Raw genomic sequence first — 26,532 nt, forward strand, 5'->3', positions numbered from 1 at the left:
AGCGAATCGCGGCGATTGTGAAAAGAATAATGCTTGCCGCCCCTCTTTCACAGGATGTAATGCCAAGCCCGCTACGGAAGATCCCGCACACACCCCTGGACAACCTCCGCGACCTCCTCAAGGAGTTCGCCGAAGGGGATGTGCAGTTCCCGGCCAGGCTGGCCAGTCAGCTCCAGACACTCAAAAAGCAGGCCCTGCATGAGTTGGGCAGCCGGCTCGGCTCCCAGGGGACGCCCCGGGGACTGCGCAAGGCCATCCTGGGCGCCGTGGCCAAGTTCGACTGGCCCGAATGGACGCCCTGGATCGCCATGGCCCTCAAGACCGAGCAGGACCTGGGCATCTTCGACGAGGGGTGCGCCACCCTGGGCGCGCTTGGGACCCGGGGGGCCCTGACGGCCCTGACGGCGCTGAAGACCTCCCGCACCGAGCACGACTACCAGGTGATCCTGAACCGGGAGCTGGGCCTTTTCCAGAGCCAGCAGAGCGCCGCCTACCACATCAGCCGGCTCATGGAGGGCCAGGGCAACCTCCGCATGGCGGCCCAGGGCGCCAAGCTGCTTGGGGCCACGGCCGGCGCCCAGGACCTGGGTGCCATCGTGGAGGCCTATCACAACGGGGACCCCCTCGCCCAGCGCCTGGCCATCCGCGTCATGGGCTCGCTGCCCGAGGCCGGGGCCACGGCCTTCCTGAAGGCGGTGGCGGAATCGGCCCGGGAGGACTTCCTCGACCACCAGCTGCTCCTGGCCGGGCTCAACCGCCTCCAGACCCTGCAGCGGGCTTCGGTCCTGCCCGAGCTCCTGCGCCAGACACTCGCCCACTTCTCCAGCCGGCACCCGGAGACCAAGGAGCTGCTCGCCGGCCTCCAGCGGGCCGCGGCCCAGGAGGAGCCCGACATCCTGGGCGCCGTCGAGGACCTGCGCCCCTGGGTGGGGGGCGTCTACGAGACCTTCCTCACCGACGCCCTGACCCTCATGGGGGAGGGCAAGGTGGCCCGGTACTCCGCCATGGTCTCCGACGCCGCCCAGGGCGTGGAGGCCCGCCTGGGCTTCCTGACCTCCCTGGTGGACCAGGTGGCCGAGGCCCTGGCCTTCAAGGTGGACTGCGGGGAGATCACCCGGGAGGAGATCCTGCCCATCTTCGCGCCGATCCTCCGGAGCCGGGCCGGGGGCGACGGGTTCGTCACGGCCTTCCTCCGCCTGCTGCCCGTGACCGAGACGGCCCTCCTGGCCGAGCTGCTCAAGGACCCCGACATCTCGCGCCGGGAGAAGTACCTGGACGCGCTGGGCACCCGCGAGGACGACGCCCTGACCCCCTTCTTCCTGGCGGCCATGGAGGACCCCATCGTCGAGGTGGGCCAGAGGGCCATCCACCACCTGGGCAAGCTCCCTTCCAGCTTCCCGGCCCTCATGGGCATGTTCGAGAGCGGCCAGCAGGACCAGGTGCGCAGCGCCATCCGGGTCTTCGGCGAGAACCGCACCCGCATGGCCGCCGAGCCCCTCCTGGGCTTCCTCCAGAAGGACAACCGGGACGCCCTCATCGTCGAGACGGTGGAGGCGCTGTCCGCCATCGGCTACCCCGGCAGCGCTCCCGTGCTCCTGGAGCTCCTCCACGACGGCAAGCCCCTCAACCTCCAGATCGCCCTGGCCGCCGCGCTCAAGGAGCTGGGCACCCCGGAGGCCTCCCTGGGCCTCCTGCGCAAGGCCCCCAACCTCAAGCAGCCCCAGGTGCTCATCCTGGCCCTGGAGGGCGCGCTCACGGCCTTCCCCGGCTTCGACCGGCCCCTGCCCCTGGACGACCTGCCCGACTTCATCAAGCTCTTCGAGAGGTGCTGCGACGAGCGCGAGGGGGAGGGCCAGCGCCTGCGCGCCATCCTGGCCTCCCAGGACCTCTTCGTCTTCGACCGGCCCGCGTACAACCTCCTGAAGGACCGGGTCTCGGACTTCCTGTTCGACATGCGCACCAAGGAGACCTGGGACCGGGAGTCCAACGACCGGGTCGCCCTGGTGGTCAAGGAGCTGGCCCGGCGCGGCGACGGCCTGGGGCTCCTGGCGCAGAAGGAAGCCGGCATCAACGCCCAGATCCAGAAGCTGCCCGAGAAGGGCCCGAAGAAGGCCGAGGCCCTCCTGGCCCTGCGGGAGGCCCTCTCCGACCCCGAGCTCATCATCCGGCCCGAGCTGGCCCAGACCCTCTCCGGGGTGGTGCTGGGCATGCTCTCGGCCCCTGGCGCCGAGTGGCGCGAGGTGGCCCACCTCTGCGAGATCGGCGGCCTGACCCGCCAGCCCGGAATGGTGGAGCCCATCCGGGAGATCTACCTGAGTGCCTCCGGCCTGGGCCTCAAGAGCGCCGCGCGCGCCGCCCTCCTGGCCCTGGGCCTGACGGAATCCGATCTCAACCGGCGGCCCCCGGTGCGCTCCGTCCTGCTGCTCGAGCCCAGCGCCTTCTTCCGCAAGCGCCTGGCCATGGCCCTGGCCAACGGGGAGCGCGAGGTCATGGAGGCCGGAAGCCGGGAGGAGGCGGAGGCGATCCTGGCGGGCCGCTCCGTGGACCTGGTCATCACCGAGAGCAAGGACGCCCAGGGCGACCTCGCCCCGTGGCTGGAGGACCTCAAGGGCCGCGAGCGCTTCCGCTACGCCCTGCTCTCCACCGCCAACCGCGACATCGCGCCGCTGCGGCTGAATCCCTGGGTCATCGGGGCCCTCTTCAAGCCCTACCCCACGGAGCACGTCCTCCAGGCGCTGGAGCCCTGAAGGGGTTAAGCTGTCTTTAATTAATATTTCGAGGCCCTCATGCATGTCCTAGGAACCTGGATCCGCCCCGTGACCCTGATCCTGGCTGCCGTGCCCCTGCTGCATGCCCAGGACGGCGACATGGCCGAGCGGCTCTACCGTTCCGGGGAGCGCGCCTACGCCGCGCACAGCTACCCCGAGGCCCTGGAGACCTGGAACCAGCTCGTCGCGCAGCTCCCCCAGTCCCCCTTCGCCGCCCGGGCCCTGCTCAGCCTGGCCCGGCACCAGATGGACGTGGAGAAGAAGCCCGAGGCCGCCACCCCCTTTCTCGAGAAGCTGAAGAACGAGTACCTCAAGACCCCCCAGGCCGGCGACGCCCTCCTCCTCCTGGGCAGGCGCAGGGCCGCGCGCAGCCACGCCCCCGCCGACATCAAGGAGGCCCTGGCCGACTTCAACCGGCTGGTGGACCTCTTCCCGGACCACCCCCTCGTGCAGGAGGCCCGGCTCCAGATGGGCCTGGCCCGGAAGCTCCAGGGCGAGTGGGGCCGGGCCCTCCAGGCCTTCACCGAGGCCATGCGCATGGACCCGGCCTCCCCCGCGGGCATCGCCGCCCAACTCCAGGCCGCGGAGACCCTCGACATCATGGGCGACCTCACGGGCTGCCTGCGCATGCTCCAGGACCTGAGGAACCGTCACCCCCAGGCCCCTGAGGCCCAGGAGGCCCAGTGGCGCATCCAGGTGCGGGTGCTCCAGCGCCTCCAGAAGCCCGCCCTAAAATCCATGGGCCCCTGGCCCCAGGGCAGGACCAAGTGGCTGAAGACCCCCACCCTCCTGGCCACGGGCCCCGAGGGCGGCCTTTACCTGTACCAGTCCGATGACGACCGCGCCTACCACTTCAAGGATGGGGCCCTGGTCCCCTCCGGCCCGGTGGTCAAGGGCGGCAAGGCCCTCCTGGTGCCGGCTCCGGGGACCACCTGGGTGGTGAGCGCCAAGTTCGGCCTGGTGAAGGAGGACGCGCCCCAGCCCGCCGCGCCCCCGCTGCCCTCCCCTTCCGGCGGGATGCTGGACACCTGGGGCAACGCCTGGATCTGCGACCCGGGATCGCAGGTCATCCAGGTGCTGGCAGGGGACGCCGCGCCCCGGCCCCTGCCCGTGCCCGCCGTGCAGGCCCTGGCCCCCCTTCCCGACGGCGGCGCCGCCGCGGCCTCGGACGCCACCCGGACCCTTCTCTTCCTGGACGCCGCGGGGCGGACCCGGGCCTCCGTGCCCTACGGGAAGGACCTCCCGGCCTCCTTCAAGTACGTGGTCTCCCTCGCCTCGGATCCGCTCGGCCACGTGGCCGCCCTGGTGGACGGGGACTTCGAAGGGGTGGTGGTGTGGGGGCCGGACGGTTCCGTGCTGCGCTCGGCCACCTACAAGACGCTGGGCATCGCCGGGAAGTTCCGGGCCGTCGCCCTGGACCGCGCCGGCGGGCTCATCCTCGCGGACCGCTCCAACGACTTGCTGATCAGGCTGCAATGATGCGACGTCTCCTCTGCCTCCTCCTCACCGCCTGCGCCGCCCTGGGCGCCCAGGATCCCGCCCTGCGGGACACGCTGGCCGCGGCCAAGGCCCTGTGGGCCACCCAGGGCGACCGGGACGGCGCCGCCGCCAAGTTCGAGTCCATCCTCGCCGCCCTGGAGCCGTCGGCACGCACCCTGGACGAGGGCTGGACCAGGGTGCTCTGCGAGGCCTACAACTGGACGGCGGTCCTGGACGACCGCACCGCGGGCAGGAAGGCCCAGGCCCCCAAGCGCCTGGAGAGCCTCCTGGAACTGGATCCCGACTACGAGATCGACCGCTCCATCACCAACCCCAGGCTGCAGGCCGCCTACGACGGGCTCCGCACGGCCCGGTTCGGCCGGGTGAAGCTCTCGTTGGACCCCGCGGGAGGCGTCCTCACCGTGGACGGCAAGCCCCGGCGCCCCGAGCCCGGCGTCCACTGGCTGGCCCCGGGCGCCCACGCCGCCGCCTATTCCCGGCTCGGGTTCCAGGGCCAGGACGTGAAGTTCGACGTGGCCCTCAAGGACACCAGGACCCTGGACTTCAAGCTCGCGCGCACGTCCTCGGTCATCACGGTCTTCACCTCCCCCGCGGGCGCCGAGCTGTTCGTGGACGGCAAGTCCCGCGGCTTTTCCCGGGGCCAGGCACCCGCGGACCGGAGCTATCTGGCCGACCGCGCCGGCGTGAAGCCCGACCAGCTCTCGGAGGGCCTGCGCATCGCGGACCTGGCGCCCGGCAAGCACCTCCTCGAGGTGCGCCTGCCCTGCCACCGGACCCGCCGCATGGAGATCGCCGAGGCCCTGACCACCCCGTTCGCCGACGCCGATCTCGAACCCGTCAAGCTCGAGCCCAGCCGCGGCACCCTCACCGTCCAGAGCGCCGTCCCCGGCGGCCAGCTGCTCCTTTCGGGCCTCGACATGGGCCGGGTGCCCGTGCGGGACCTGCAGGTCTGCGCCCAGGCCTACGACCTCCAGGTGAAGTACGCCGCGGGCAGCTTCACCCAGCGCATCGAGGTGCTGGAGGGCAAGTCGCTCACCCTCGTGGCCCGGCCCAAGCCGCGCCTCACCTACGCGGGCTTCGAGGGGAGCGATGACTTCGCGGGCCGCGACCGGCTCCTGGGCATGCTGGCGTCCCTGGGCGGCAGGCTCCACGAAGTGGCCTTCATCACCGCGGCCAAGGGCGAGTCCCTCAAGGACTGCCTGGCCCGCCTGCGGGCCACCCGCGAGACCGAGCTCCTGCTGTGGGCGCGGCCCGCCCCAGGCAGGCCCATCCAGCAGGTGGAACTGGTCCTCTCGACCCTCACCGGACAGGAGGAGCGCCTTGCCGTCATGCCCCTGGAGCAGGATCCCCTGGGGTCGCTGGCCGCGCGCATGGAGCGGCAGCCCGCGCTCTCCGAGCCCTGGGCCGGCCTCACCCTCCTGGACCTGCCCGAGGGCGCCCACGTCCTCACGGCCGACGCCGCCGCCCTCAAGGCCGGGATCAAGCCCGGCAGGATCCTCACCGAGGCCGGCGGCAGGCCCGTGGCCAACGTTGCGGACTTCCGCAGGGCCCTGGCCGAGGCAGGGGGCGGCAGCCTCGCCGTCTCGCAGGGGGATGCCCCCGTGAAGCTCACGGTCTCGCAGATGCCCGCCGAACTCCCCGTCAACTCCCCGGACCTCTGCTATCCCCTGGTCCTCTCCGACCTGCGCCTGCGCTACCTGGGGGCCCAGGGGGACGAGGCCTCGCTCCTGCGGCTCGACCAGGCCCTCGCCCTCATGCACTTCCGGGAGTACGACAAGGCCCTGGAGGTCCTTCGCGACGCCCGGATGGTGGGCGTCCAGGGCGTGAGCCAGGGCACCCTCGACTACTACACCGGCATCTGCCTCCTCCACATGGGCAGCGTCTATGTGCGCGACGCAGCCCAGTCCTTCACCCAGGCCCTGAAATACCCCCAGGCCACCCTGTTCGGTCCCGACGGGCCGCTGCTGGCGCCCCTGGCCCGGCAGGCCCTCCAGGACCTCCAACCCTGAACCCCCGAAAGGAACGCCATGACCGAAAACCGCAGGAATGAACGCGGCGAAGGCAAGATCGGCTGCATCGTCAGCCTCCTGGTGCTGATCATCGTGGGCGCCGTGGCCCTCAAGGTCGTGCCCGTGCTCTACGCCAACAACAGCCTGGTGAATGCCGCCGAGGACCTGGGATCCCGGGCCGGCATCATGCCCGCGGCCGCCCTGGAGCAGCAGCTGCGCGCCAAGGCCGCCGAGCTGGAGATCCCCGAGGCCCTGGCCAAGGGCTGCATCACCTTCACGGTCCTCGGGGACCACAACGCCGGCACCTGCGTCATCAAGCTCAAGTACACCCAGAAGCTGGATCTCTACGGCGCCTACACCCTGCCCATCTCCACGGACAAGACCATCAGCCGGCCGTACATGGACGCCAGGTAGGGGGTGTAGGGTGGGGGGGTGAGGAACGCGCCCCCCGAACCCGAGCTGCTGACCGATGGGTCCGAGCCCATGGGGGCGGTGCTGCGGGAGCTGGATCTCGTCGCGCAGACCTCCCTGACCGTTCTCATCCTGGGCCCCTCCGGGAGCGGCAAGGAACTCGCCGCGCGGGAACTGCACCGCCGATCCGGCCGTTCAGGCCCCCTGGTGCCGGTGAACTGCGCGGCCCTGGCCGAAGGGGCGCTGGAATCCGAGCTCTTCGGCCATGTACGGGGGGCCTTCACGGGCGCCGACCGGGACCGGCCAGGAGCCCTTGTGTCGGCTTCGGGGGGGACCGTCTTCCTTGACGAAGTGGCCGACCTATCAGCCCGGACCCAGGCGATGCTGCTAAGAGTTCTGCAAGAAAGCGAGATCCGCCCCCTCGGCAGTGACCGGTGGAGACCGGTGAACCTGCGATTCGTAGCTGCCACAAATCAGCCCCTGGAGGAGATGGTGCGGACCCGGCTGTACCGGGAGGATCTCCTCCACCGGCTCCAGGGCTCCGTGCTGGTTACACCGGCTTTGGCGGAACGGGGCCATGAATTCCACTACCTAGTGCCGCGCCTTGTGGAACGCATCTCGCTGGCTCTCGGCCGGAACGGGCCGCCCTTGGAACCCGGCCTATGCGAGGCGCTTGCCGCCCAGTCCTGGCCTGGCAATGTGCGCCAGCTCCTCCACTGCCTTGAACGCGCCCTCCTAAGGTGCGGGAAGGGGCCTCTGGGGTCAGAACATTTCCCCGAGCTCGCCAAGGCACCAGGCATCCCGCTGCCTTGGCAGGAAGCCACCCTGGCGTTCCAGCGGCGCCACCTCCTGGAGTCCCTCGGCCGCAGGGGGTTCCACGCCGCCGAAACGGCCCGGGACCTGGGGCTCAGCCGCACCGCTCTCTACGCCACCGCCCGGCGCCTTGGGGTGGACCTGGCCCAGGAGCGACGGCGCAAGGGCTGACCATCGGCGGACACCCCGTGCGCCGGCCGAACGTGGCGGCGGGACCGCCCCCCGGGTAGGCCACGCAGGGCCTCAATGGGCTCGCAAGGGCCGGGTAGGCGCCCCTGTCAAGCGTCACAAGTATTGACCACGGGTGGGTCAATGATTAAGTCGGTTGACTGCGGACGCTGGGTATCGTCCTTCGGACCCCGTGAACCGACAGAAATCCGCCATTCTCGCCCAAGCCCTGGCGGTGGAAGGGAAGGCTGGGCACCCTGGCGGGGCTCCCCGGCTTTGGCGTATCCTGATCTTCAGCAAAGGTTGTCCTGGATCTTCCATGCAGATAAGTTCGCCCGCCCTGCCAAGGCGCGCCACCCTTCCGGAGGGCCCCAATGACCGAACAACAGGCTGCCCTGGTTGCAGGGGCCCAATGCCCGGGCGGCTGCGGCCTCACGGAAGAAGGTTCTGAACAGGGCAACCGGATATGCGGATTTCAGTTTGGACAGAAGAGTCGCCTGGGTCAGCGGGGCACTAGGTAGAGCGGAAATTGGGGAGGCCCGATGATTAATTTTTTCAGCCACTTGCACTCCCGCCGACTCAGGATCAGGAATTTCCTCGAAATCGGTTCCCGGGATGGCGAAGATGCCAATACCTTCGCAAAGGCCGCTGGTATTCGCCAAGTCCATGTCATCGAGCCGGCACCTCAGTCCTTTGCGCGGATCCAGGCCCATTTCCCCTTCTTCCAGGTTTACAACCTGGCCTTGTCAAACCGAAACGGGCATCAGGTGTTTCACAACATTGTCGATCCTGACCTCAATAAGCAGGGAATGAGTTCTCTGATGCCAAGGGAGATCTACGAACGATTCCCCTCGGAGAATATTTTAGTTGAACTGATGCGGGGCGACACATTTCTCGATAAATATGGGATCCAAGACATTTCAGCATGCAAGATCGATGTCGAAGGCCATGCTGTGGAAGTCCTTGAAGGTTTTGGGACAGAACTGACTCGCATCCATGCCATCCATCTGGAATGCGAGACGGTGCCGGTTTGGGAGGGCCAGCGACTTTTCGGCGAAGCGAAGGCATTGCTGGAAGGAAGGGGCTTCCAGATGGTCAGCTACTGGGAGTACAACCAGCCGACAACCCAATGCGATTCGATTTGGCTCCTGGCCCACAACCGTGCATGAGGAAGCCCAATGCCAATCCTGGAAGATGCCTTCGGCACACGGCGCAAGAAAAAGGCCCTCCTATGTGGCGCGGTAGAAGGTCTTGTGGACAGGGAGTCCATGAATTTTTTCCACACAAACACCCATGAGGCATTTGAACAAGGATTGGCCCTGCACGAATCGGGCTATTCGGTTGATGCCATCGACCATTGGGCTGAACCCCCCCGAGGGTATGGCGAATATGACGTCATCCTGGGCCTCGGGCGGGCCCTGGTCGAGTGCCATTCGGGTGGCCGGCGCCCCAGACGGGTCCTTCTTTACTCCCCCGGCATCCACAACCAGGTCCAGAATCTCCGCACTCTGGACCGGGTCAAGGCCTTCAGGGAGAGGTATGGCCCCTGCCTCCTGGAGTCCGGTCGGTTTGCGTCGGAGGATTTCACCTCCATCGCCTCCCTTTGCGATGCAGTGCTGGTCCTCGGCAATGAGGCCACTGCCGCGACTTATCATGGCCGGACCTCCAGCGAGATTTTCATCATCCGGGCATTTTTCCATCACCTCGTGGACGGGGCGGCCCTCGCCCAGCGGAAGGACCCCAGGAAGGCCGGCCGGGGATTTCTTTGGTTCGGCAGTGCCGGCCTCATTCACAAGGGTCTCGACCTCCTCCTGGAGGTCTTTCTCGCCCGCCCATGGCTTGAACTTTATGTTTGCGGTCCTCTTGAAGGGGAAGGGGCCTTTGGACGGGTGTTTCAATCCCGTCTGGCAGCGTCGAGGAATATCCATATGATCGGAATGGTCCGGATTGGAAGTCCTGAGTTCCTGCGGATCGCGGAACAATGCGGCTTTGCGGTTCTTCCTTCCTGCTCCGAGGGTGGGGGGGTAAGCCTGCTCTCTGCTGTCGGAAACGGTGGACTTCTCCCCGTGGCAACTCTGGAGGCAAGCGTCGAGCTCGGTACCTTTGGCATTCCCATTGCGGGCTGCAGCGAAGCCCTGGTAGCCCAAGCGATCGAATCGTGCGAAGTCCTCCCCGTGGAGGAGCGGCTTGCCCGGACCTTGCAAGCAATAGACTTTGTGAATTCCGGCCACACCCTCGAAATGCACCGGAAATCCCTTCGAGCAGCCCTCTCGACGGTCCTGGCCGAATGAACTTGGCGCAAAGCTTGCTCGGTAGGCACTTTGTATGCACCCACGCTATCTAACCCCTGGAGCTTTCCATGCCCGACGCTGAGATCCGTGACTTCGAGACATGCTGGTGCGGGGGCAAACTGGTAGATGGAGTCCACCCTGGGTATGGCAGTTGTACGTCCTGTGGAACCCAGGTGAAATGGACGGGCTATGGCGAACAAGCACTGAAAGCCCTGTATGCATTCGGCCCCTACTGGAACGGCGAAGGCGCGGACCACCCGGAGACGCCTGGCCTGATCGCGGAAAGAGCCTTGCATGACTTCAATGACCGGATTCCGGAATGGTTCGAGCGGCTCACCCGGCGCAATGGCGTTCCTGATCGGCTCCTCGAAATCGGATGTGGTCACGGCGGCTTTCTCCGGTATTGCCTGGATCGCGGCACGAAGCGTGCTGTCGGCGTGGAGGTGGACGAAGCCACTTGCGCATTCGCAAGGAGGGAATTCGGTCTCGCAGAGGTCTACCCGGGTCTATTCCCTGCCGTCGCCATCCCTGAGCCCCGGTTTGATGCGGTCGTAGCGTTCGATGTGCTCGAACACGTGCCGGACCCACTCGGGTTCCTGCGCGGTATTGCTGGGCTGCTGGAGGAGAAGGGCAGGCTCCTGCTGCAGACACCCATCTTTGACGGAGAGGGTGCGGACTGGTACCCATTCGAGAGCCCGGCCCACTTGAACTTGTTCTCAGGCAAGGCTTTGGTTCGCCTCTTCGAGGCAGCGGGCCTTGAAGTCCAGGAGCTCCTTTGGGCGCCGTTCCCGTACGACGCACTCATTTTGGGCCGTAAGGTCAAGGCCTCAGCGGGCGTGCGAATTGCCGGCGAGGGGGCTGGGGATAAGGACCTGACCGTGGTTGAGGGCAATTCCGATTTCTCCACCGCCATGGACCGGGTCTTCCGCAACAACCGGCCGGCCAAGGTGCTTGAAACGGGCACTTACCTGGGCACCGGTACGACCCGTACCTTGGCCATCCTATTGCGCGACTACAAGATCGATTCCCCCAGGTTCTTCAGCCTTGAAGTGAACCCCTCCAACCATCTGCAGGCTAAGGAGAACCTTGGAAGAGATGGCCTATTGGCAATGGTGGAACCCCTTCTTGGCCTTTCCGTGCCAAGAACCCGATTGCCGGGGCTGGCGGAAATCGAGGAGGCCATGGTGAGGAACATGGCCTTCAAGGATGTCTATGTGGACCACCAGGAAAACGAGCGGTCTAGGCTGTACGCCCAGGAAACAGATTTTTCCGAGGTCCCCGATGATCTTCTCCGCCAATGCCTGAAAGCGTTCGGATATCGGCCTGACCTCGTGCTCCTTGACAGCGGAGGCCATATGGGCTTCGTGGAATTCCAGTATCTCCTGGAACTCCTTGAAGGCCCTTGCACGATCGCCCTTGACGACGTGTTCCACGTCAAGCACCGGCGAAGCCTCCAGTGCATCCTCGAGGATCCCCGGTTTGACCTGACCTACCTATCGCGGGAAAAATTCGGGTTCTGCGTGGCGAAATTCGATCCGGGCAGAGTACCGGCCAAGCCCCACGTGGAAAACATCCTTTGGGTCCGACTGGATGCCGTTGGAGACAACCTTCTTGCCGCCTCCATGCTGGAAGGCGTAAGTGGCCATTTCCCAGATGCCCGGATTACCGTGCTCTGCCAGCCACGAGTAGCCGAGCTGTACGAGGCATGCCCATTTGCTGATGAAGTCTACCCGGTCGACAAGCAACTGGCTCTGGGTGGAGGCCCCTACCTCCAGGACCTGATCCGGGACCTGACCCACAGGCACTTCGATCTCTGCCTGCATAGTGTCTACTCAAGGGAGCCGCTGGCGGACGTCCTCACCGGGATGTGCGGGGCCTTGCGCCGGGTGGGCCACTTCGGGGACGACCATAACCGCAATCCCAGGGAACGGCCGGCTTTGGACGCGTTGTATACGGATCTCGTTCCTGCGCAGGAGGACTGGGCCTTGGAACTGGATCGACATAAATCCTTCCTCCAATACCTGGGCATCGAACCTAAGGATCTGCAACCAGAGGTCTGGTTCACTCCAGAGGACGTCCAGGCGGTCGAAGCCATTTTAGGGGAGGAGAAGCTTCAGGACAGGAAGCTGGTGGCACTCTTTGCGGGGGCCCAATGGGAATCACGGATCTACGAAGGCTATGGCCTGGCCCTGGCCCCCGTCCTGAAGGACCACCCTGAGCTTGCTGTTGTCGCCCTTGGTGTCGAGGCAGAACAGGGGATCAATCAACGGCACCTCGACCTGTTCCCGACGGCTGGGGTGAATTTGTGCGGGCGCCTGACACTTCGCCAATGCGCCGCATTGATGAAAAGATGTGCCCTCGCGGTTGGCGCAGAAACCGGCCTGGCCCATATGGCCTGCGCGGTTGGCCTCCCGAATGTGGTGGTACTTGGCGGGGGGCACTTCGGCCGGTTCATGCCGTATTCCCCTCTGACGACGTGTTCGGTCCTGCCTCTGTCCTGCTATTTGTGCGATTGGAACTGTCCATATGAACGCCCGTATTGCGTCAAGGACCTTTCTCCTGAAGTCCTCACGAGGGCAGTCAGAACGGCCATGGAAGGCAGATCCGAGGTCCCTCTCCTGGTGGCCCAGGATGGCTGGGAACAAACGTGGAATGGCCCAAACGCAATTGATTTAAAACCAAACCTGGATCTCGCCAGGGTGGGGCTGGAAACGGTTACCGTGGCCGCGCCCCAGGGCCCTGCACCGGTTCTTTCGCTGGTGGTTCCGTCCATCGGGCGGCCAAAGCGCCTCGAGGCCATGCTCGCGAGCGCACACGCGTCATTGGGCACCATCCCTTGGGAAGTAATAGGGATCTGCCCCAGCGGCGACCAAAGCAGCCGGGAGGTATTCCAGAAGATGGGAGCCAGGATTGTTCTGGCGGATGAGGACTACCTGGGCACAGACGGCAAGTTCAGCTGGTCCCTCCTCATGAACGCAGGCTTCGCAAAGGCCAGGGGCAAGTGGGTGATGTATGGCAGCGATGACCTTTTGTTCGAACCCGATTCCTTGCCGCGGCTGCTTGCCTATGGAGAGCTGGCAGGCATCAAGGTTGGTGGCCTTTCGCTGATGGAACACAACCCCGGCTGGCAGGGGTACCCCGATTGGTGGGCTCCCATGGGGTCCGACGGCTGGTTGATGATCAACTTCGGGATCGTGCGCAAAACCGCATGGGAGGCCGTGGGGGGATTCTTCCCGGGCTACCATTTCTATGGCGCGGACTGGGATCTCTGTTACCGAATCCATGCTGCGGGCTGGCAGATTCTGCCCGTATGGGATGCGCGTGTCCACCACAATCAGGAAGGGGACGAAGTCAAGAAGAGCCATGAAGAGCGATGGCAAGAGGATAAGGACCTTATGGAGGCGCGGAAGCACCTTCGCCCTGCACACCAGATCGCGGTCAGTCAGGGCCTGACGGCCCTCGCTGCGGCCGGGGCCCGGACGTTCGCCGCCAATATCTTTCATGATCAAGTCCGTTCCCTGCTCTCCATGGATGCTGCCCGCTTGACGTCCACACTTGAGCTTTGGCTTGAGTTGGCACCCAGGGCGGGTTTCCTCTGGGCCTTAAAAGCCGAGTTCCTCGATGGAGACGGAGCCGCCCAGGCCGAGCGGGAAGACTCACTGGAACGGGCCGATGCCCTCGGATGGGACTTTGGCCACGAAAGCGGCCAGAAGCCATCGCTGGCGCGGGCCACCGTCCTTTGCGCCGTTTGGCACAAGGACCCCGACCGCCTGGAACGTCTGCAGGGGCACCAGTCCTGCCTGGATGCCCAGTCCGTAGCGGTGGACCGGATCTATGTCTTCGACGCCGGGGATACCGTCCCCAATTGGTTGAGGGGAACAGCCCTCGTTTCCCGGGAGCCTCTCAGAATCTATGAAGCCTGGAACCTGGCCCTCAGCCAAGTAAAGACCCCCTTTGTCATCAACCTGAACCTGGACGACCGGCTGAACCCGGATGCGGTGGAATTGTTTCTGAAAACCTTGGAGGGGGGGGCGGACCTGGTGGCAGGCGATTGGCGCGTTTGCTTCTCACAGGCGGAAACGGATGCCGTCACACCGAGCATCCTTGCGAAAGAACTGCCCTTCAATCCCGTCTGGCCCCCTAGCCAAGGGGAGTGCGTAAGACTGGGGAGTGGCACCGGAGAACGCGCGACGCTCGGTCCTGCCACCGGATGGCGCACGGCCCTGCACGGCGAATTGGGTCGCTATCCCTTCGCCTTCAATGATGGAAGCACCATTAACATCATCGGTGATTCACTTTGGTGGCAACGCCTCCTGTCCAAAGGTAAGCGAGTTCTTCGCTTGCCTGTTATCGTGGGCCGCTATTTCAGCCATCCCGGAGATCAGGCAGAATTTCGCACCCCTGCCTCCACCGAACATGAAAAAGCCTTGGGCATCGGGGTTATGTGGTAGCTCTCCTTGCCAAAAGCCCGTCCGGATTCAACAATTTCGACAATGGTGGGGCTCCGTGGTGCCCAAGGGTGACGTTGGTGCCAGGCCCCTGGAAGACCTTCACGGTTCTCGCCAGGAGGTGCACCGGGAAGTGTCTCCGGCAGTTTGGAGGAACCGCCGGCCAAAGACCGCCGATCCCCAATAAACACCTGAATCTGAAAGCCAAGGAAACGGACGTTCCGGGTCGCAAGCAGCGTCTCCACCAGCCAAAGGCCGAAAATGCCAATGCAGCCGTTGCACAGGAGCCTTGCTCAGGCCTCGTTTCCCCTCAGTCAGCCTAGGTGCGTTGGCCCGGATGAGGAGGTTTTGACAAGCGCAATAGCCACATGATCTAAGCCCGCCGCCCGAAGCTCCGCTCCAGCTCCGTCCGCGTCAGTTTCTTGATCACCGGCCGCCCATGGGGGCACGTGTGCGGCACCTCGCAGGCCATGAGGTCCTCGATGAGGCGCTGGGCAAGGTCGGCCGGGAGGTGGTGGTGCTTCTTGATGGCGCTGCGGCAGCTGAGCTCGGCGTTGAGCTCCCGGCGGAAGTGGTCCAGGTCCACCCGGCCCAGCTCCTCCAGGCGCTGGAGCAGGTCGGCCAGCAGGGCCTCGGGGTCCCGGTCCATGAGGAAGTCCGGCAGGCCGCGGACCACCACGGCGTCCTCGGCGAAGGGCTCCACCTCCATGCCGGCTTCGGTGAAGGCGTCCAGAAAGGGGGTCAGGCGAGACATGGCCTCGGGGCCCACGCGCACCACCCGGGGGGGCATAAGGGGTTGCACGGCAGGCTGGTGTTTGCGGAGGAAGTGGCGCTCGTAGAGGATGCGCTCGTGGGCCACGTGCTGGTCCACCAGCCACAGTTCGGGTTCGGCGCCGCCGGTCACCTCGGCCAGGAGGTAGGTGGAATCGAAGGAACCCAGGTAGCGCACGGCGGGCCCATGGAGGGGTTCCGCCACACGGGCGGGTTCCTCCCGGCGGGGGAAGGCCGCTTCCAGGGCCTGGTAGGTGCCGGTGCCGGCCGAGCCCGCGGCGGACCACAGGTGGGGGTGTTCGGCGGCCACGGGGGCCAGGGGGCGGTCCAGTTCCGGTTCCAGGGGGCGGGGGGGGAGGTCCAGCACGGAGGCCAGGCCGCCGCGCAGTTCGCTCCAGGCCTCGCGAAGGGCCCGGCCCACCCAGGGGAAGATGCGCTGGGGCTCCCGGAACCGCACTTCGGCCTTGGTGGGGTGGACGTTCACGTCCACCGCGTCGGCGGGCACGTCCAGGAAGACCACGGCGGCGGGATAGGAGCCCTTGGGGAAAAATCCCTCCCAGGCCGAGGCCAGGGCCGCCAGCAGCAGGCGGTCCCGCACGGCGCGGCCGTTGACGAAGAGGTAGAGGTGGTTGCGGTCCCGGAAGCTGAGCTCGGGGGGGGACACGTAGCCGTGGAGGGTCCAGGGGGCCGTGCCGTCCCGGAAGGGGACCAGGGCGGTGAGCTTGTCGCCCAGGAGGGGCCCCAGGCGGGCGCCGGCTACCGGGACGGCGGGGAGGGCGAGGCGGCCGCTGCGGTCGGATTCCAGCACCCAGTGGATGGCGGGCGTGGCCAGGGCCATGCGGGTCACCACGCCCCACAGGTGGGCGTGCTCGGTCTCGGTGGCCTTGAGGAAGCGCTTGCGGGCCGGGAGCTGGGCGAAGAGGTCCCGCACGGTGATCGTGGTGCCCCGGGACCGGCTGAAGGGCTGCACCTCCTTGATGACGCCGAACTCGCACCGCAGGCGGTGGCCGGCGCCGTCCTGCTCGGCCGAGGCCATGTCGAAGCGGCTCACGGAGGCGATGGAGGGCAGCGCCTCGCCCCGGAAACCGAAGGAGGCCAGGTGGCCCAGGTCGTCGGCCGTGCGCACCTTGCTGGTGGCGTGGCGCTCCAGGGCCATGTACAGGTCGTCCCGGGCCATGCCGCAGCCGTCGTCGGCCACGTCCAGCATGCGCTTGCCGCCCTCCTCCCAGCGCACCTCCAGGCGGGTGGCGCCGGCGTCCAGGGCGTTCTCCACCAGTTCCTTGAGCACGGAGGCGGGACGCTCCACCACTTCGCCCGCGGCGATCTGGTTGGCCACCTGGTCGGGAAGGACGCGGATGCGGGGCATGTCAGCAGAGCTCCAGGAGTCGGGTGAGATCGGGGTGGCCGGGGAAGGCCGCCAGGCCCAGGGTGATGACCTGGCGCCCCTCGGCCGCGGCGCCCTGGCGCAGGAGGAAGATGCCCACGAGCTTGTGCCAGCTGCCGTCGCCCCCCTGGGGGCAGTGCTGGATGGCTACCCAGGCGTCCCGGACGGCCTGCTCCAGCAGGCCCTCCTCCACGCCCAGGCGCACGAGGCGGCCCCACAGGGAGGCGTCCGATGGCGCGGCCTCCAGGCCGGCCAGCAGGACGGTCCGGGCCGCGTCCTGGGCGCCGGCCCTCGCGTGGAGGTCGGCCAGGTCCAGGTACGCCGTGGTGTAGCCGGGGGACTCCCGGATGCAGGCCTCCAGGAGGGCCCGGGCCTCCTCGCGGCGCCCCAGGCGCTCCAGGGAGACCCCCCGGCCCACGGCGGCGGGGATGCTGCCGGGAAGCTCGGCGAAGACCCGCAGGGCCTCCTCGTGGCGCCCGCTGCGCTGGAGCGCGGTGCCGTGGGTGAGGCGCAGGGTCGGGGGGACCTCCGGCGACAGGGCGCGATAGCGTTCGGCGGTGCGGACGGCCAGCTCCCAGTCCTCGGCGGCGGCGGCCTGGATCACCACGTTGAAGAGGCTCAGGAGGTCCTCCGGGCGGTCCTGGGCGTCCTTCAGGGCCAGGTCCAGGTACACGGGCTTCTTGGCCTCCACGCGGTCGGCGAGGGTGAAGCCGTAGTGGTGGATCACCGTGTCCAGGTCCGGGAGGGGACCCGGGAAGGAGGCCTCAACGCTCTCGTGGATGCGGCCCCGGAAGGCCACGCCCGGAAGGCGCCTGAAGAGCCGAACGGCCCGGGTGTCGCCGCAGGCCGGCCAGGAAGCCCCCTCGGCATACCCGCCGGGGTTGGGCCGGGCCTGGGTGTCCATCATCGTGTAGGCGGCGTCGGGCAGGTAGCTGCGGATGAGCACCCGGTAGGCGTCGGCGCCCCCGCAGGCCGCGCGCAGGGCGGCGTGGTCCCTGGGATCCACGGCCTCGTCGGCGTCCAGCACCAGCACCCAGTCGCCCGTGGCGTGGGCCAGGCTGGCGTTGCGGGCCGCGGAGAAGTCGCCGTTCCAGGGGAACGGGTGCACCGCGGCGCCCCTGGCCCGGGCCAGGGCCACGGTGCCGTCGGTGGAGCCGGTGTCCACCACGACGATCTCGTCCACGAGGCCCCGGACGGAGTCCAGGCAGTGGCCCAGGTGGGCCTCCTCGTCCTTCACGATCATCGAAAGCGACAGCTTCATCCGGTAAGGATAAGCCTATATTGCAAGATCCCGCAGGAAGGTCCGCACGAGCTTCTCGAAGCTTGCGGCCGCGGCGGCGCCGGCCTCCAGGACCTCGGCGTGCGTGAGGGGCTGGGGGAGCATGCCCGCGGCCATGTTGCACAGGCAGGAGATGCCCGCGGCCTTCATGCCCTCGTGGCGGGCCACGATCACTTCGGGCACGGTGCTCATGCCCACGGCGTCGGCGCCCAGGGTGCGGAAGGCGCGGATCTCGGCGGGGGTCTCGAAGCTGGGGCCGGTGACGGCGAGGTAGACGCCCTGCTGCACGTCCTGGCCCAGCGCCTTGGCGGCCGCCAGGATCTGCGCGGAGAGGGCGGGGTCGTAGGCGCCGGTCATGTCCGGGAAGCGGGGGCCGGGTTCCTGGTTGGGGCCGATGAGCGGGTTGGTGCCCATGAGGTTGATATGGTCGTTGATGACCATGAGCTGGCCCACCTTGAAGCCCGCGTTCACGGCTCCGGCGGCGTTGGTGTGAACCACGGCCTTCACCCCGAGCCGCGCGTGCATGCGCATGGGGGCCGTGACCAGCGACATGGGGTTGCCTTCATAGAAATGGAAGCGGCCGGCCTGAAGCACGACCTTCCGGCCTTCCAGCTCGCAGAAGATGAGCTTGCCCTGGTGGCCCTGCACGGTCTGCACGGGAAAGCCCAGGTCGGTGAAAGGGATGGACACGCCTGCCTTGGCCTCGACGCAACCGGCCAGGGCTCCGAGTCCCGAGCCCAGCACGAGGGCCAGGTCCGGCACGAACGGGGCACGGGCCCGGAGGATTTCGAGTGCGGGCTGGATGTTCATCAATTTACCTTGTCCAGATGGATGGTGACCTGGGTGTCGGACACCAGGGTCGTGGGGCTGAGCAGGCGGATCCTGAACCGGTGCCAGTTGGGGGTGGTCAGGTCGGCCGGGTTGCCCTTGATGGCGAGGGGGTAGGCCGTGGCGGCGCCGGAAGGGAAGAGATAGGCGTTGGCGATGTCGCCGTCGATCACCACCTCGATGGAAGCGCCGGCCGGCAGAGCGGGCACCGTGGTGACCCTGAAGGAGTAGGCGCGGTCCAGGCTCCAGGCGCTCATGGCGTAGAGCACCTCGCCCCGGGAGTTGTTGGGGTAATAGTCCTCGGCCTGCTCCACGTTGCCGGTGTCCAGGAAGTAGCGCTTGATCTTGGCGGCGGAGGACATGGACAGCGTGAAGCTGGGCAGGGGCGTGACCAGGGAATCGGGATCGGAGCCCCAGTTGACGGTGTACTTGGGCAGGATGGCGTTGGCGGCGGTTGACCAGGGGATGTTGAACTTCGCGCACAAGGGGGTGAGCACCGCGTCCCCGAAGAAGGTCTTCAGGTCGGAGTTGTCGGAGGCGGTCCGGTCCTCCTGCAACCGGGCCAGCTGGGTGTACAGGCTGGTCACGTCCGTGGAGACGGTCTTCGTCCCCGAGGTCATGGTGGGGTTGTTGCCGGAATACATGCGCGTGAAATTGAGGGCGGTCATGTTGGACCAGTTGGCCACGGACCCCGGGGACGTGATGCCGCCGTTGATGAGGGCCAGTTCCCAGGTGAGGGCCGTGATGGCCGGGGCGGAGAAGGGGCCGATCTGGGAGGCGTTCAGCTTGCTGAGGTCGCGGATGTCCCGCACGGTCTGGTAGCGGTTGCTCCCGGTGGCGGAGGGCAGGTAGGGGTGCTCCAGCAGGGTGACGGCGATGGCGTCGCCGAAGCCTTCGACCAGGGCCAGGTCCGGCGCCAGGCTGGTGGCGGGGACGCCGGTGGGGAGGATGTTCGTCTTGCCCTGGCCCAGGATGGCGTTGCGGCCCATGAGCGCGTAGAGGGTGGCCGGATCGAAGGCGTCGTCCGGCTGGGGGACGCCGTCGATGGTGCCGCCGCCGCAGATGGAGCCCATGTACAGATATGTGGACCCGTTATAGGACTTGGGGAGGAGCGTGGGGCGCCACTCGACGAAGGTGCCCCGCCGGGTGGACAGGCCGGGGCGGTAGTGCATGGCCAGCTCCGTCTCGGAGCTGCTGGGCACGGCGTTGCCGATGTTGTTGTTGAATTCGTAGAAGGTGTCCAGGATGGCCGGGATCCGGCTGCCGGCGGCCACGGTCTCGGGGAAGGGGAAGCTGCTCTCGTAGGGCACCCACCAGTTGGGCAGGACCACCATCCACGGGTCGTTCAGCCCGATGTCGAAGTTCACGACCACGTCGGCGGTGCCGACGGCGGCCGGGGTGGCATTCGTGGTTGAAGTGCTGCCGTCAATCGACTTCCGGATCACGTACACGGGGCGGTCGATGATCTGCTTCGTGCTGTAGACGCCGTCGGGGTCGGCGCCGAGGGTCACGAGGGAGGCGGGGGTGGTGGGCTGGGTCATCTGCCCTTCCACTTCCACGAAGGTGAGGTAGTTCTTCTGGACGCCGAGGCTGGCGGTGTAGAGGCCGGTGCTGGACGTGGTGGCCTGGGAGACCAGGGTCCATACGTTCTTGACGGTGTAGTCCGGCAGGGTCTCCGGGCGCACCTGGAAGACCCGGACCTTCAGGCCCCGGGCCGGAACGGTCTTGAAGAGCGCGGGATCGGTCTCCAGGCCGGTGGGGACGCCGTTGGCGTCGTAGTGCATGGGCACCCGGGTGTAGGTCACGGTGCCCGAGATCTTGTACGTGGTGGATTCCGCGGCCTTCTCGGCCAGGGACTTCTTGGCGCACCCGAGGCCGGCGCCAAGCACGAGAGCGGCGAGCAGCATGGCTGCGCACGCGCGCAACCCGTAATGACGTACAACCATGATCACCTCGTACAACCGCGCAAAGGCCAAGCCTAACATGCCAAACCCAAACATGCTCGTTCCAGGCAGGGATGCTGCGAACGGACGAGAGGTTCTGTAAAAATCAATGCCGGGTCTTGGGAGCCACCGCGGCCTGGTTCTCGGCGATCTGGTCGGCGGGGATCTCCTCCACGTCGTTCAGGAACGGCAGGGGGTTCTTCACGGTCCCGTCCACCCGCAGCTCGAAGTGGAGGTGGGGGCCGGTGGCGTTGCCGGTGCGGCCCACTTCGGCGATCTTCTGGCCCCGGTGGACGATCTCGCCTTCGCGGACGAAGTTCTTCCGGTGGTGGCCGTAGACGGTCACGACGCCGTTGCCGTGGTCGAGGATCACGAAATTGCCGTAGCCCCGCTTCATGGAGCCCACGGTGACCACCTGGCCGTCCAGGGCGGCGAAGACGTCGGTGCCCGTGGGGGCGGTGAGGTCGACGCCCTTGTGGCTGCCCCGGTACTTCACCCGGCGCTTGGAGGCCTTCACCTTGATGGTCCTGGAGCGCATGCGGGGGCCCCAGGCGGAGCTGACCGTGCGGGTCTCCACGGGCCAGAGCAGGTCCAGGCGGCCCGGATCGGCCGGCGTGAAGGCCAGGGCGGGGGCCACCACCGCATCGGCGGGGTCCACGGGAGGCAGGACGGCCTTGATGCCCGCAAGGGCCGGACGGTCCTCCCCAACGGGGGCCATGGCGGAGAGATCCCGCGCCGAGGCGGGGAGGATCCGCTCCAGGTGGGTGAAGCTGGTGGGCCCGGGGGCGGGGGTGGCCGGCAGGGAGGGCACGGGCGCGCCCGGCTTCCGGTGGGAGGCCAGGGCGGGCTTGCCCTTCACCTTGACCGTGGAACCCACCAGCAGGTGGCCCAGGTCCAGGCCGGGGTTGATGGCTTCAAGCTGGGCCAGGGAAAGGCCGTTGTCGCGCGCGATGCGCGCGGCGGTCTCCCCCCTCCTGACCTTGTGGAGGCTGGAGGTCACGGTCCTGGAAGCCTGAAGGCTCCCGGTCATTCCGGAGATGGCGAGTGCGAGTGCAATAATGGCATTGCGCATGGGTTCTCCTCATGCGGGAACGGGAATCAGGTGGTGGGACGCTAGCAACCCTCCTGGGGATCACCCCATGGTGGACAATCGGAACTCTGATCCTAGCCAGCACATTTCCCCAACGCAAACGAAAATGCATTCCGTTTGCGCCGAATGGAATCAAGGAAATAGCGCATCACCCTTTGTTTTCAGGGTGATCAATGGCAGCCGGGCAGCGGCTGGAAAATGGCGGCATTATTCTTGCCAAGGACAATCCGGCCAGCTCTCCAGGATCCGGCCCCGCCGTCCCCCCTCCTTCAGGAGGAGGCGCACCGGGCCCACCTCCATGCGGTGGTTCACGGCCTTGAGCATGTCGTAGAGCACCAGGAGCCCCAGGCTGACCCCGGTGAGCGCCTCCATCTCCACCCCCGTGCGCCCCTCCAGGGCCACCTCCACCCGCAGCCAGGCCCGGCGGAGCTCCGGGTCCCAGTGCTGGGCCACGGTCACGGCGTCCAGGACCAGGGGGTGCGCGAGGGGGATGAGGTCCCCGGTGCGCTTGGCCCCGCCGACGGCCCCGATGCGGGCCACGGTCCAGGGGTCCCCCTTGGGGCCGCCGCCTTCCTCCAGGGCGCGGGCGCACTCCGGGCTCAGGGCCAGGTAGCCCGCGGCCACGGCGCGGCGCCGGGTGGCGGCCTTGGCCGACACGTCCACCATCACGGGGCGTCCTTCGGGGTCCAGGTGGGTCAGGCTCATGACGCGCTCCATGCCAGAAGGATGTCCCGGAGGGCCGCCGTGTCGGGGGCGTAGGCCATGGGCCCCGAGGCCGCCAGGGCCTCCTCCCCGTAGAAGCCGTGGCCCACGGCCACGCTCCGGATCCCGGCCTCCCGGGCCATGTCCAGGTCGAAGGGGGTGTCCCCCACCATCACCGCATCCTCCGGGGCAACCCCCAGGCGCCCCAGGATAAGGTGGATGCTCTCCGGGGCCGGCTTGGCGTCGGCCACGTCGTCGGGGGTCACCACCGCCTCGAAGAAGCGGGTCCATCCCAGGGCCTCCACCTGCCGCACCAGGGGCGCGGTGCGCTTGCTGGAGGCGATGGCCTGCCGGACGTCCCGGCGGTGAAGCTCCGCCAGGAGCTCGGAAATGCCCTCGAAGCCACGGATCAGGTGCTCGTTGGCGGTGTAGTTGTAGGACCGGTAGATGGGGAGGACCTCCTCCATGGCCCGGCCCAGGGGGCCGAAGGTGCGGGTGATCCCCTCCTCCAGGGGCAGTCCGACGTACTTGAGCCACTCCTCCCGGACGGTCCCCGGCAGCCCCATCGCCTTGAGGGCGTGGTCCATGCCCGCCTCGATGATGGGCCGGGTGTCGGCCAGGGTTCCGTCGAAATCCCAGATGACGAGCTTCACGCAAAAACCTCCATGGGTCCGATTCTCCCATGGGGCCGGGCCGGGCGGCCTTCAGAATCCGCTGACCACCTGGAAGTACCGCGCGAACGCGGCGATCCCCCCCGAGGCCTGCTCCCAGTCGTAGTTCTCGTTGGGGGCGTGGTAGCCGTGCGACGGCAGGCTCAGGCCGAGGAAGTAGACCTCGCACCCCAGGACGTCCTCCATGGTCTTGACGGCCCCGATGGAGCCGCCCTCCCGGGTGAAGCAGCAGGGGGCGCCGAAGGCGAAGGCGTAGGCGTCCTTCACGGCCTCGGCGTAGGGGCCGGACACGTGGCCCTTGAAGGGGGCCAGGCCGTGCTCCTCGTGGACCTGCACGTCGGGGTAGTGCATGGCCAGGAACTTCCGGATGAGGTCGAAGGTGGAGGCCTCGTCCATGTCGGGCACCAGCCGGCAGCTCATCTTGACCTCGGCCCGGGGGGGGACGGCGGACTTGATGCCGGGGCCGGTGTAGCCCCCCACCACGCCGTGGACCTCCATGGTGGGCCGGCCCCAGATGCGCTTCATGACCTTCAGGGGGTTCTCGGTGCGCAGGCCGTGGATCTCGTGGTCGGCCTTGAAGGTCTCCACGGAGAAGCCGGAGTGGGCCCACTCCTTCAGCTCCTTCCTGGAGGGCTTGGCCACCTTCCTGTAGAAGTGGGGGATCTTCACCTTCCCGGTGTGGCCGTCCACCATGGCGGCCACGACGCTCATGAGCTCGGCCAGGGGATTGCGGGCCGCGCCGCCCACCACCCCGGAATGCAGGTCGTGGCTGGCGGTCTCCAGGGTGAGCCGGAAGCCCTTCAGGCCCCGGAGGCCGGCGGGGGTGCTGGGCTTGCCCCGGGTGATCCACACGGTGTCGCTCACCACGATGGCCTGGGTGCCCAGGAGGTGCTTGTGCTTCTCCAGGCCGCCCCGGAAGCTGGGGGACCCGATCTCCTCCTCCAGCTCCCAGAGGAAGTGGACGTTCAGGGGGACCCCGGCCTCCCGGGCGGCCATGGCCCCGAAGAAGGCCGACAGGGCCGGCCCCTTGTCGTCGGTGGTGCCCCGGCCCTTGTAGGTGTCGCCCTGGATCTCCATCCGGAAGGGCTCGGTGGTCCACTCGGGCTCGTTGGCGGGCTGGACATCCATATGGTTGTAAACGGTGAGCGTGGGCAGGGCCGGGTCCAGGTCGTAGCGGCCCAGGACCAGGGGGTTGCCTTCGGTCTCGAGGAGGGTGGCCTCCCCGCCGTGGCGGCGGAAGAGGTCCACGGCCGCCTCGGCGCAGCGGCGGATGTCGCCGGCCCGGTCCGGGTCGCTGGAGACGGAGGGGATCTCGACGAGCGTGCGGAGTTCGGCTTCGAAGGCCTGGCGCTTGGACTGGGCGAAGGCTGCAAGGGCTTCACGGGTGAGGGCATCGGCGTTCATGGCGTCTCCTGGGGAGGGGCCTCTACCATAGCCCCAGGGCGGGAACCCGGAAAGGGGAATCCTCATGCGGGCCGCGGGCGCAGTACAATCCTCGGGAACAACCAGGAGAAGGCATGGACCGTTTCGGAAGCTCCAGATTGCGCATCGTGTGGACCAGCATCTGCCTGCTCCTGACCGGCCTCGTGCTGGGCGGCATCCAGGGCATCAACGGCGACGGCCAGCTGATGGTCTTCGGCTCGGGCATCCCCCTGGGCTTCATCGACGATCCCAAGGCCTGGGCGGCCGACATCCTGGGGCGCTTCCTGTTCGCCGTGGTGCCGGCGGTGATCCTGCTGGGCGGCATCTTCCCCCTGGGGGAGTGGCTGGCCTCGGGCTCCCGGCCCGAGCGGTTCAAGGGACTGGCCCTGGGCGCGCCCCTGGCCTTCGCCCACGGGCTCGTCCTGAGCCAGATCGCCATCCTTCCGATCCTGGCCGCCAGCTATAGGCTCCTGGGCAACCCCCTGGCCCCCCGCATCCTCCTGGCCGACACCAACGCCGTGCTCCTGGGCCTGGAGCTTCTGCTCTGGTCGGCCGCCCTGGGGTGCCTCCTCAAGTCCAACCGCGGCCTGGCGGTGATCCTCGCCTTCGGGCTCCAGGAGGTGGGGCGCGTCATGGCCTGGGGCGGGGAATTCCTGGGGGACCTGGACGTCCCCAAGGCGGCCGTGAAGACCATGGCCTTCCTGGGCCGGGCCCTGCCCAGCACCCAGCTCCCCTCCGACCCCTTCGCCTGGAAGGCCCTGCCGCTGACCCTGGGCCTGCCCATCCTCCTCGCGGCCCTCCTGCTCCTCCTGCCGGGCAAGGCCCCCAAGCGGAGCAAGGCTTGAGACGGACCCTCGCCCTCGTCCTCGGCGCCGCGCTGGCGGCCCAGGAGCCCCTGCCGCCCCCCCAGGACCTCAACCAGGTCAAGGGCCGGCTCACCCAGATCCAGGCCGCGCTCACGGCGGCGGACCAGCAGATCGCAGCCCTCAAGAAGCGCCGGAAGGGCGTCCTGGTGGAGCTGCAGGCCATCTCCCTGCAGGCCGACCGCGTGCGGGCCCAGGCCGAGCAGGCCCGGCTCAAGCGCGACCAGGCGCAGATGGAGGTCCAGTCCATCAGCCGCAAGAAGGAGGAGATCAGCCTGGAGATCCGCCAGCGGCGCAACGAGCTGCGCAAGGAGGTGCGGTGGATGCAGGCGCTGGGCCCCCTGGGGGACCTGGGCCTGTTCGCCAGCTTCGCCACCTTCGAGCAGTACATCGTGCAGGGACGCTACCTCGCCTACCTGCGCAACCAGGAGCGCATCCGCCTGGACCGCATCCAGCACCTCCAGACCGACCTGGCCCGCCGGGAGGGCGAGATCCAGGAGGCCATGAAGCGGCTCACCCGGGAGGAGGAGGAGGCGGTGCGCTTCCAGGCCAGCCTCACCCTCAACGAGGAGCGCCTGGGTTCCTTCCTGGACGGCCTGCGCATGGACGAATCGCGCCAGAAGGAAGTCCAGGCCGAGCTCGCCGAGGAGGCCCTTCAGCTCGAGCGCATGCTCACCCAGCTCCTGGGCAAGCCCCGGGCCGACGCCTTCGAGAGCCCCGTGGCCTTCGCGGGCCTGCGGGGGGACCTGCCCCAGCCCACCCCCGGCACCCTGGCCCAGGGCTTCGGCGAGCACCTGCACCCCAAGTTCCACACCCGGACCATGCAGAGCGGGCTCCTCATCTCGGCCACGGCCGGCGCCCAGGTCAACGCCGTGGCCGACGGGAAGGTGGTCTACGCCGACATCTACCAGAGCTTCGGGCCGATGGTGATCCTCGACCACGGCGGCGGCTTCTTCACGCTATACACCCATCTGCGCGGCATCTCGGCCGCCAAGGGCCAGATCCTCAAGCAGGGGGAGGCCCTGGGCACCGTGGGCGTCACCGTGGACGGGCCCCGGCTGGGCTTCGAGGTCCGGCATCTCACCCAGCCCCAGGATCCCAACAAGTGGCTGAAGCAGCACTACCGGTAGGACCGGGATTGGGGTTGCGGACGGATATTAATTGATTATTA

18 protein-coding genes are annotated in these 26,532 nt (G+C 67.6%); 10 read left to right on the forward strand and 8 right to left on the reverse strand.

Translation table 11 applies throughout. From position 1 onward, the window contains the following. Positions 1-59: 59 nt before the first annotated feature. The 8 genes from ACZ5MC_RS22125 (at position 60) to ACZ5MC_RS22160 (ending at position 14,411) form a co-directional block, all read left to right on the forward strand. Positions 60-2,747, forward strand: coding sequence for a HEAT repeat domain-containing protein (locus ACZ5MC_RS22125; protein ID WP_464516770.1), 2,688 nt, complete (start codon positions 60-62; stop codon positions 2,745-2,747). Between the two features lie 39 nt (positions 2,748-2,786). Further along, entirely contained in the window at positions 2,787-4,247 is a 1,461-nt protein-coding gene (locus tag ACZ5MC_RS22130; RefSeq protein WP_306598078.1) for a tetratricopeptide repeat protein, read from the forward strand. Further along, entirely contained in the window at positions 4,247-6,277 is a 2,031-nt protein-coding gene (locus tag ACZ5MC_RS22135) for a PDZ domain-containing protein (RefSeq protein WP_306598079.1), read from the forward strand. The genes ACZ5MC_RS22130 and ACZ5MC_RS22135 overlap by 1 nt, the downstream gene beginning before the upstream one ends. 18 nt (positions 6,278-6,295) lie before the next feature. Beyond that, a complete protein-coding gene (locus tag ACZ5MC_RS22140; RefSeq protein ID WP_306598080.1) occupies positions 6,296-6,691 on the forward strand; it encodes a hypothetical protein in 396 nt (131 codons plus the stop codon). An 18-nt stretch (positions 6,692-6,709) separates the two neighbouring features. Beyond that, on the forward strand, positions 6,710-7,672 hold the full coding sequence (locus ACZ5MC_RS22145; protein WP_306598081.1) for a sigma 54-interacting transcriptional regulator: 963 nt from the start codon (positions 6,710-6,712) through the stop codon (positions 7,670-7,672). Between the two features lie 539 nt (positions 7,673-8,211). Further along, entirely contained in the window at positions 8,212-8,838 is a 627-nt protein-coding gene (locus ACZ5MC_RS22150; protein WP_306598082.1) for an FkbM family methyltransferase, read from the forward strand. Positions 8,839-8,847: 9 nt separating this feature from the next. Then, a complete protein-coding gene (locus tag ACZ5MC_RS22155; protein ID WP_306598083.1) occupies positions 8,848-9,960 on the forward strand; it encodes a glycosyltransferase family protein in 1,113 nt (370 codons plus the stop codon). A gap of 173 nt (positions 9,961-10,133) precedes the next feature. Then, complete coding sequence (locus tag ACZ5MC_RS22160; protein ID WP_306598084.1) at positions 10,134-14,411, forward strand: methyltransferase domain-containing protein; 4,278 nt, start codon at positions 10,134-10,136, stop codon at positions 14,409-14,411. A gap of 370 nt (positions 14,412-14,781) precedes the next feature. Here ACZ5MC_RS22160 and mutL read toward each other — a convergent pair whose 3' ends face one another. The 8 genes from mutL to ACZ5MC_RS22200 all read right to left on the reverse strand — a co-directional run bounded on the left by mutL (position 14,782) and on the right by ACZ5MC_RS22200 (position 24,480). Beyond that, positions 14,782-16,545, reverse strand: a complete 1,764-nt coding sequence (gene mutL / locus ACZ5MC_RS22165; RefSeq protein WP_306598085.1) for a DNA mismatch repair endonuclease MutL — start codon at positions 16,543-16,545, stop codon at positions 14,782-14,784. Position 16,546: 1 nt separating this feature from the next. After that, the gene (locus ACZ5MC_RS22170; RefSeq protein WP_306598086.1) at positions 16,547-17,824 is read right to left on the reverse strand and encodes a glycosyltransferase; all 1,278 of its coding nucleotides are present in this window, start codon (positions 17,822-17,824) and stop codon (positions 16,547-16,549) included. Between the two features lie 15 nt (positions 17,825-17,839). Further along, on the reverse strand, positions 17,840-18,652 hold the full coding sequence (locus tag ACZ5MC_RS22175; protein WP_306598087.1) for a purine-nucleoside phosphorylase: 813 nt from the start codon (positions 18,650-18,652) through the stop codon (positions 17,840-17,842). After that, positions 18,652-20,616, reverse strand: coding sequence for a hypothetical protein (locus ACZ5MC_RS22180; RefSeq protein ID WP_306598088.1), 1,965 nt, complete (start codon positions 20,614-20,616; stop codon positions 18,652-18,654). Before ACZ5MC_RS22180 ends, ACZ5MC_RS22175 begins: the two co-directional genes overlap by 1 nt. Positions 20,617-20,719: 103 nt before the next feature. After that, complete coding sequence (locus tag ACZ5MC_RS22185) at positions 20,720-21,685, reverse strand: peptidoglycan DD-metalloendopeptidase family protein (protein ID WP_306598089.1); 966 nt, start codon at positions 21,683-21,685, stop codon at positions 20,720-20,722. Positions 21,686-21,910: 225 nt separating this feature from the next. Beyond that, positions 21,911-22,408, reverse strand: a complete 498-nt coding sequence (moaC, locus tag ACZ5MC_RS22190; RefSeq protein ID WP_306598090.1) for a cyclic pyranopterin monophosphate synthase MoaC — start codon at positions 22,406-22,408, stop codon at positions 21,911-21,913. Further along, a complete protein-coding gene (locus tag ACZ5MC_RS22195) occupies positions 22,405-23,058 on the reverse strand; it encodes an HAD family hydrolase (RefSeq protein WP_306598091.1) in 654 nt (217 codons plus the stop codon). Before ACZ5MC_RS22195 ends, moaC begins: the two co-directional genes overlap by 4 nt. Positions 23,059-23,109: 51 nt before the next feature. Next, positions 23,110-24,480 carry a M20/M25/M40 family metallo-hydrolase gene (locus ACZ5MC_RS22200; RefSeq protein WP_306598092.1) on the reverse strand — a complete coding sequence of 457 codons (1,371 nt, stop codon included), beginning with the start codon at positions 24,478-24,480 and terminating at the stop codon, positions 23,110-23,112. Positions 24,481-24,593: 113 nt separating this feature from the next. On the opposite strand from ACZ5MC_RS22200, the gene ACZ5MC_RS22205 reads away from it, so the two are divergent. Together ACZ5MC_RS22205 and ACZ5MC_RS22210 are read left to right on the forward strand one after the other, a co-directional pair. Further along, on the forward strand, positions 24,594-25,343 hold the full coding sequence (locus tag ACZ5MC_RS22205) for a hypothetical protein (protein ID WP_306598093.1): 750 nt from the start codon (positions 24,594-24,596) through the stop codon (positions 25,341-25,343). Further along, positions 25,340-26,491, forward strand: a complete 1,152-nt coding sequence (locus tag ACZ5MC_RS22210; RefSeq protein ID WP_306598094.1) for a murein hydrolase activator EnvC family protein — start codon at positions 25,340-25,342, stop codon at positions 26,489-26,491. The genes ACZ5MC_RS22205 and ACZ5MC_RS22210 overlap by 4 nt, the downstream gene beginning before the upstream one ends. The last annotated feature ends 41 nt before the right edge of the window (positions 26,492-26,532 follow it).

Source organism: Mesoterricola sp. JemC181, from assembly GCF_055384585.1.

Bases quoted from the DNA above. Each gene is read 5' to 3' on its own strand.
- ACZ5MC_RS22155 (WP_306598083.1), top strand. From the start codon at position 8,848: ATGCCAATCCTGGAAGATGCCTTCGGCACACGGCGCAAGAAAAAGGCC.
- ACZ5MC_RS22200 (WP_306598092.1), bottom strand. From the start codon at position 24,480: ATGAACGCCGATGCCCTCACCCGTGAAGCCCTTGCAGCCTTCGCCCAG.
- ACZ5MC_RS22125 (WP_464516770.1), top strand. From the start codon at position 60: ATGCCAAGCCCGCTACGGAAGATCCCGCACACACCCCTGGACAACCTC.
- ACZ5MC_RS22180 (WP_306598088.1), bottom strand. From the start codon at position 20,616: ATGGTTGTACGTCATTACGGGTTGCGCGCGTGCGCAGCCATGCTGCTC.
- mutL (WP_306598085.1), bottom strand. From the start codon at position 16,545: ATGCCCCGCATCCGCGTCCTTCCCGACCAGGTGGCCAACCAGATCGCC.
- ACZ5MC_RS22170 (WP_306598086.1), bottom strand. From the start codon at position 17,824: ATGAAGCTGTCGCTTTCGATGATCGTGAAGGACGAGGAGGCCCACCTG.
- ACZ5MC_RS22140 (WP_306598080.1), top strand. From the start codon at position 6,296: ATGACCGAAAACCGCAGGAATGAACGCGGCGAAGGCAAGATCGGCTGC.
- ACZ5MC_RS22150 (WP_306598082.1), top strand. From the start codon at position 8,212: ATGATTAATTTTTTCAGCCACTTGCACTCCCGCCGACTCAGGATCAGG.
- ACZ5MC_RS22175 (WP_306598087.1), bottom strand. From the start codon at position 18,652: ATGAACATCCAGCCCGCACTCGAAATCCTCCGGGCCCGTGCCCCGTTC.
- ACZ5MC_RS22135 (WP_306598079.1), top strand. From the start codon at position 4,247: ATGCGACGTCTCCTCTGCCTCCTCCTCACCGCCTGCGCCGCCCTGGGC.
- moaC (WP_306598090.1), bottom strand. From the start codon at position 22,408: ATGAGCCTGACCCACCTGGACCCCGAAGGACGCCCCGTGATGGTGGAC.
- ACZ5MC_RS22205 (WP_306598093.1), top strand. From the start codon at position 24,594: ATGGACCGTTTCGGAAGCTCCAGATTGCGCATCGTGTGGACCAGCATC.
- ACZ5MC_RS22185 (WP_306598089.1), bottom strand. From the start codon at position 21,685: ATGCGCAATGCCATTATTGCACTCGCACTCGCCATCTCCGGAATGACC.
- ACZ5MC_RS22130 (WP_306598078.1), top strand. From the start codon at position 2,787: ATGCATGTCCTAGGAACCTGGATCCGCCCCGTGACCCTGATCCTGGCT.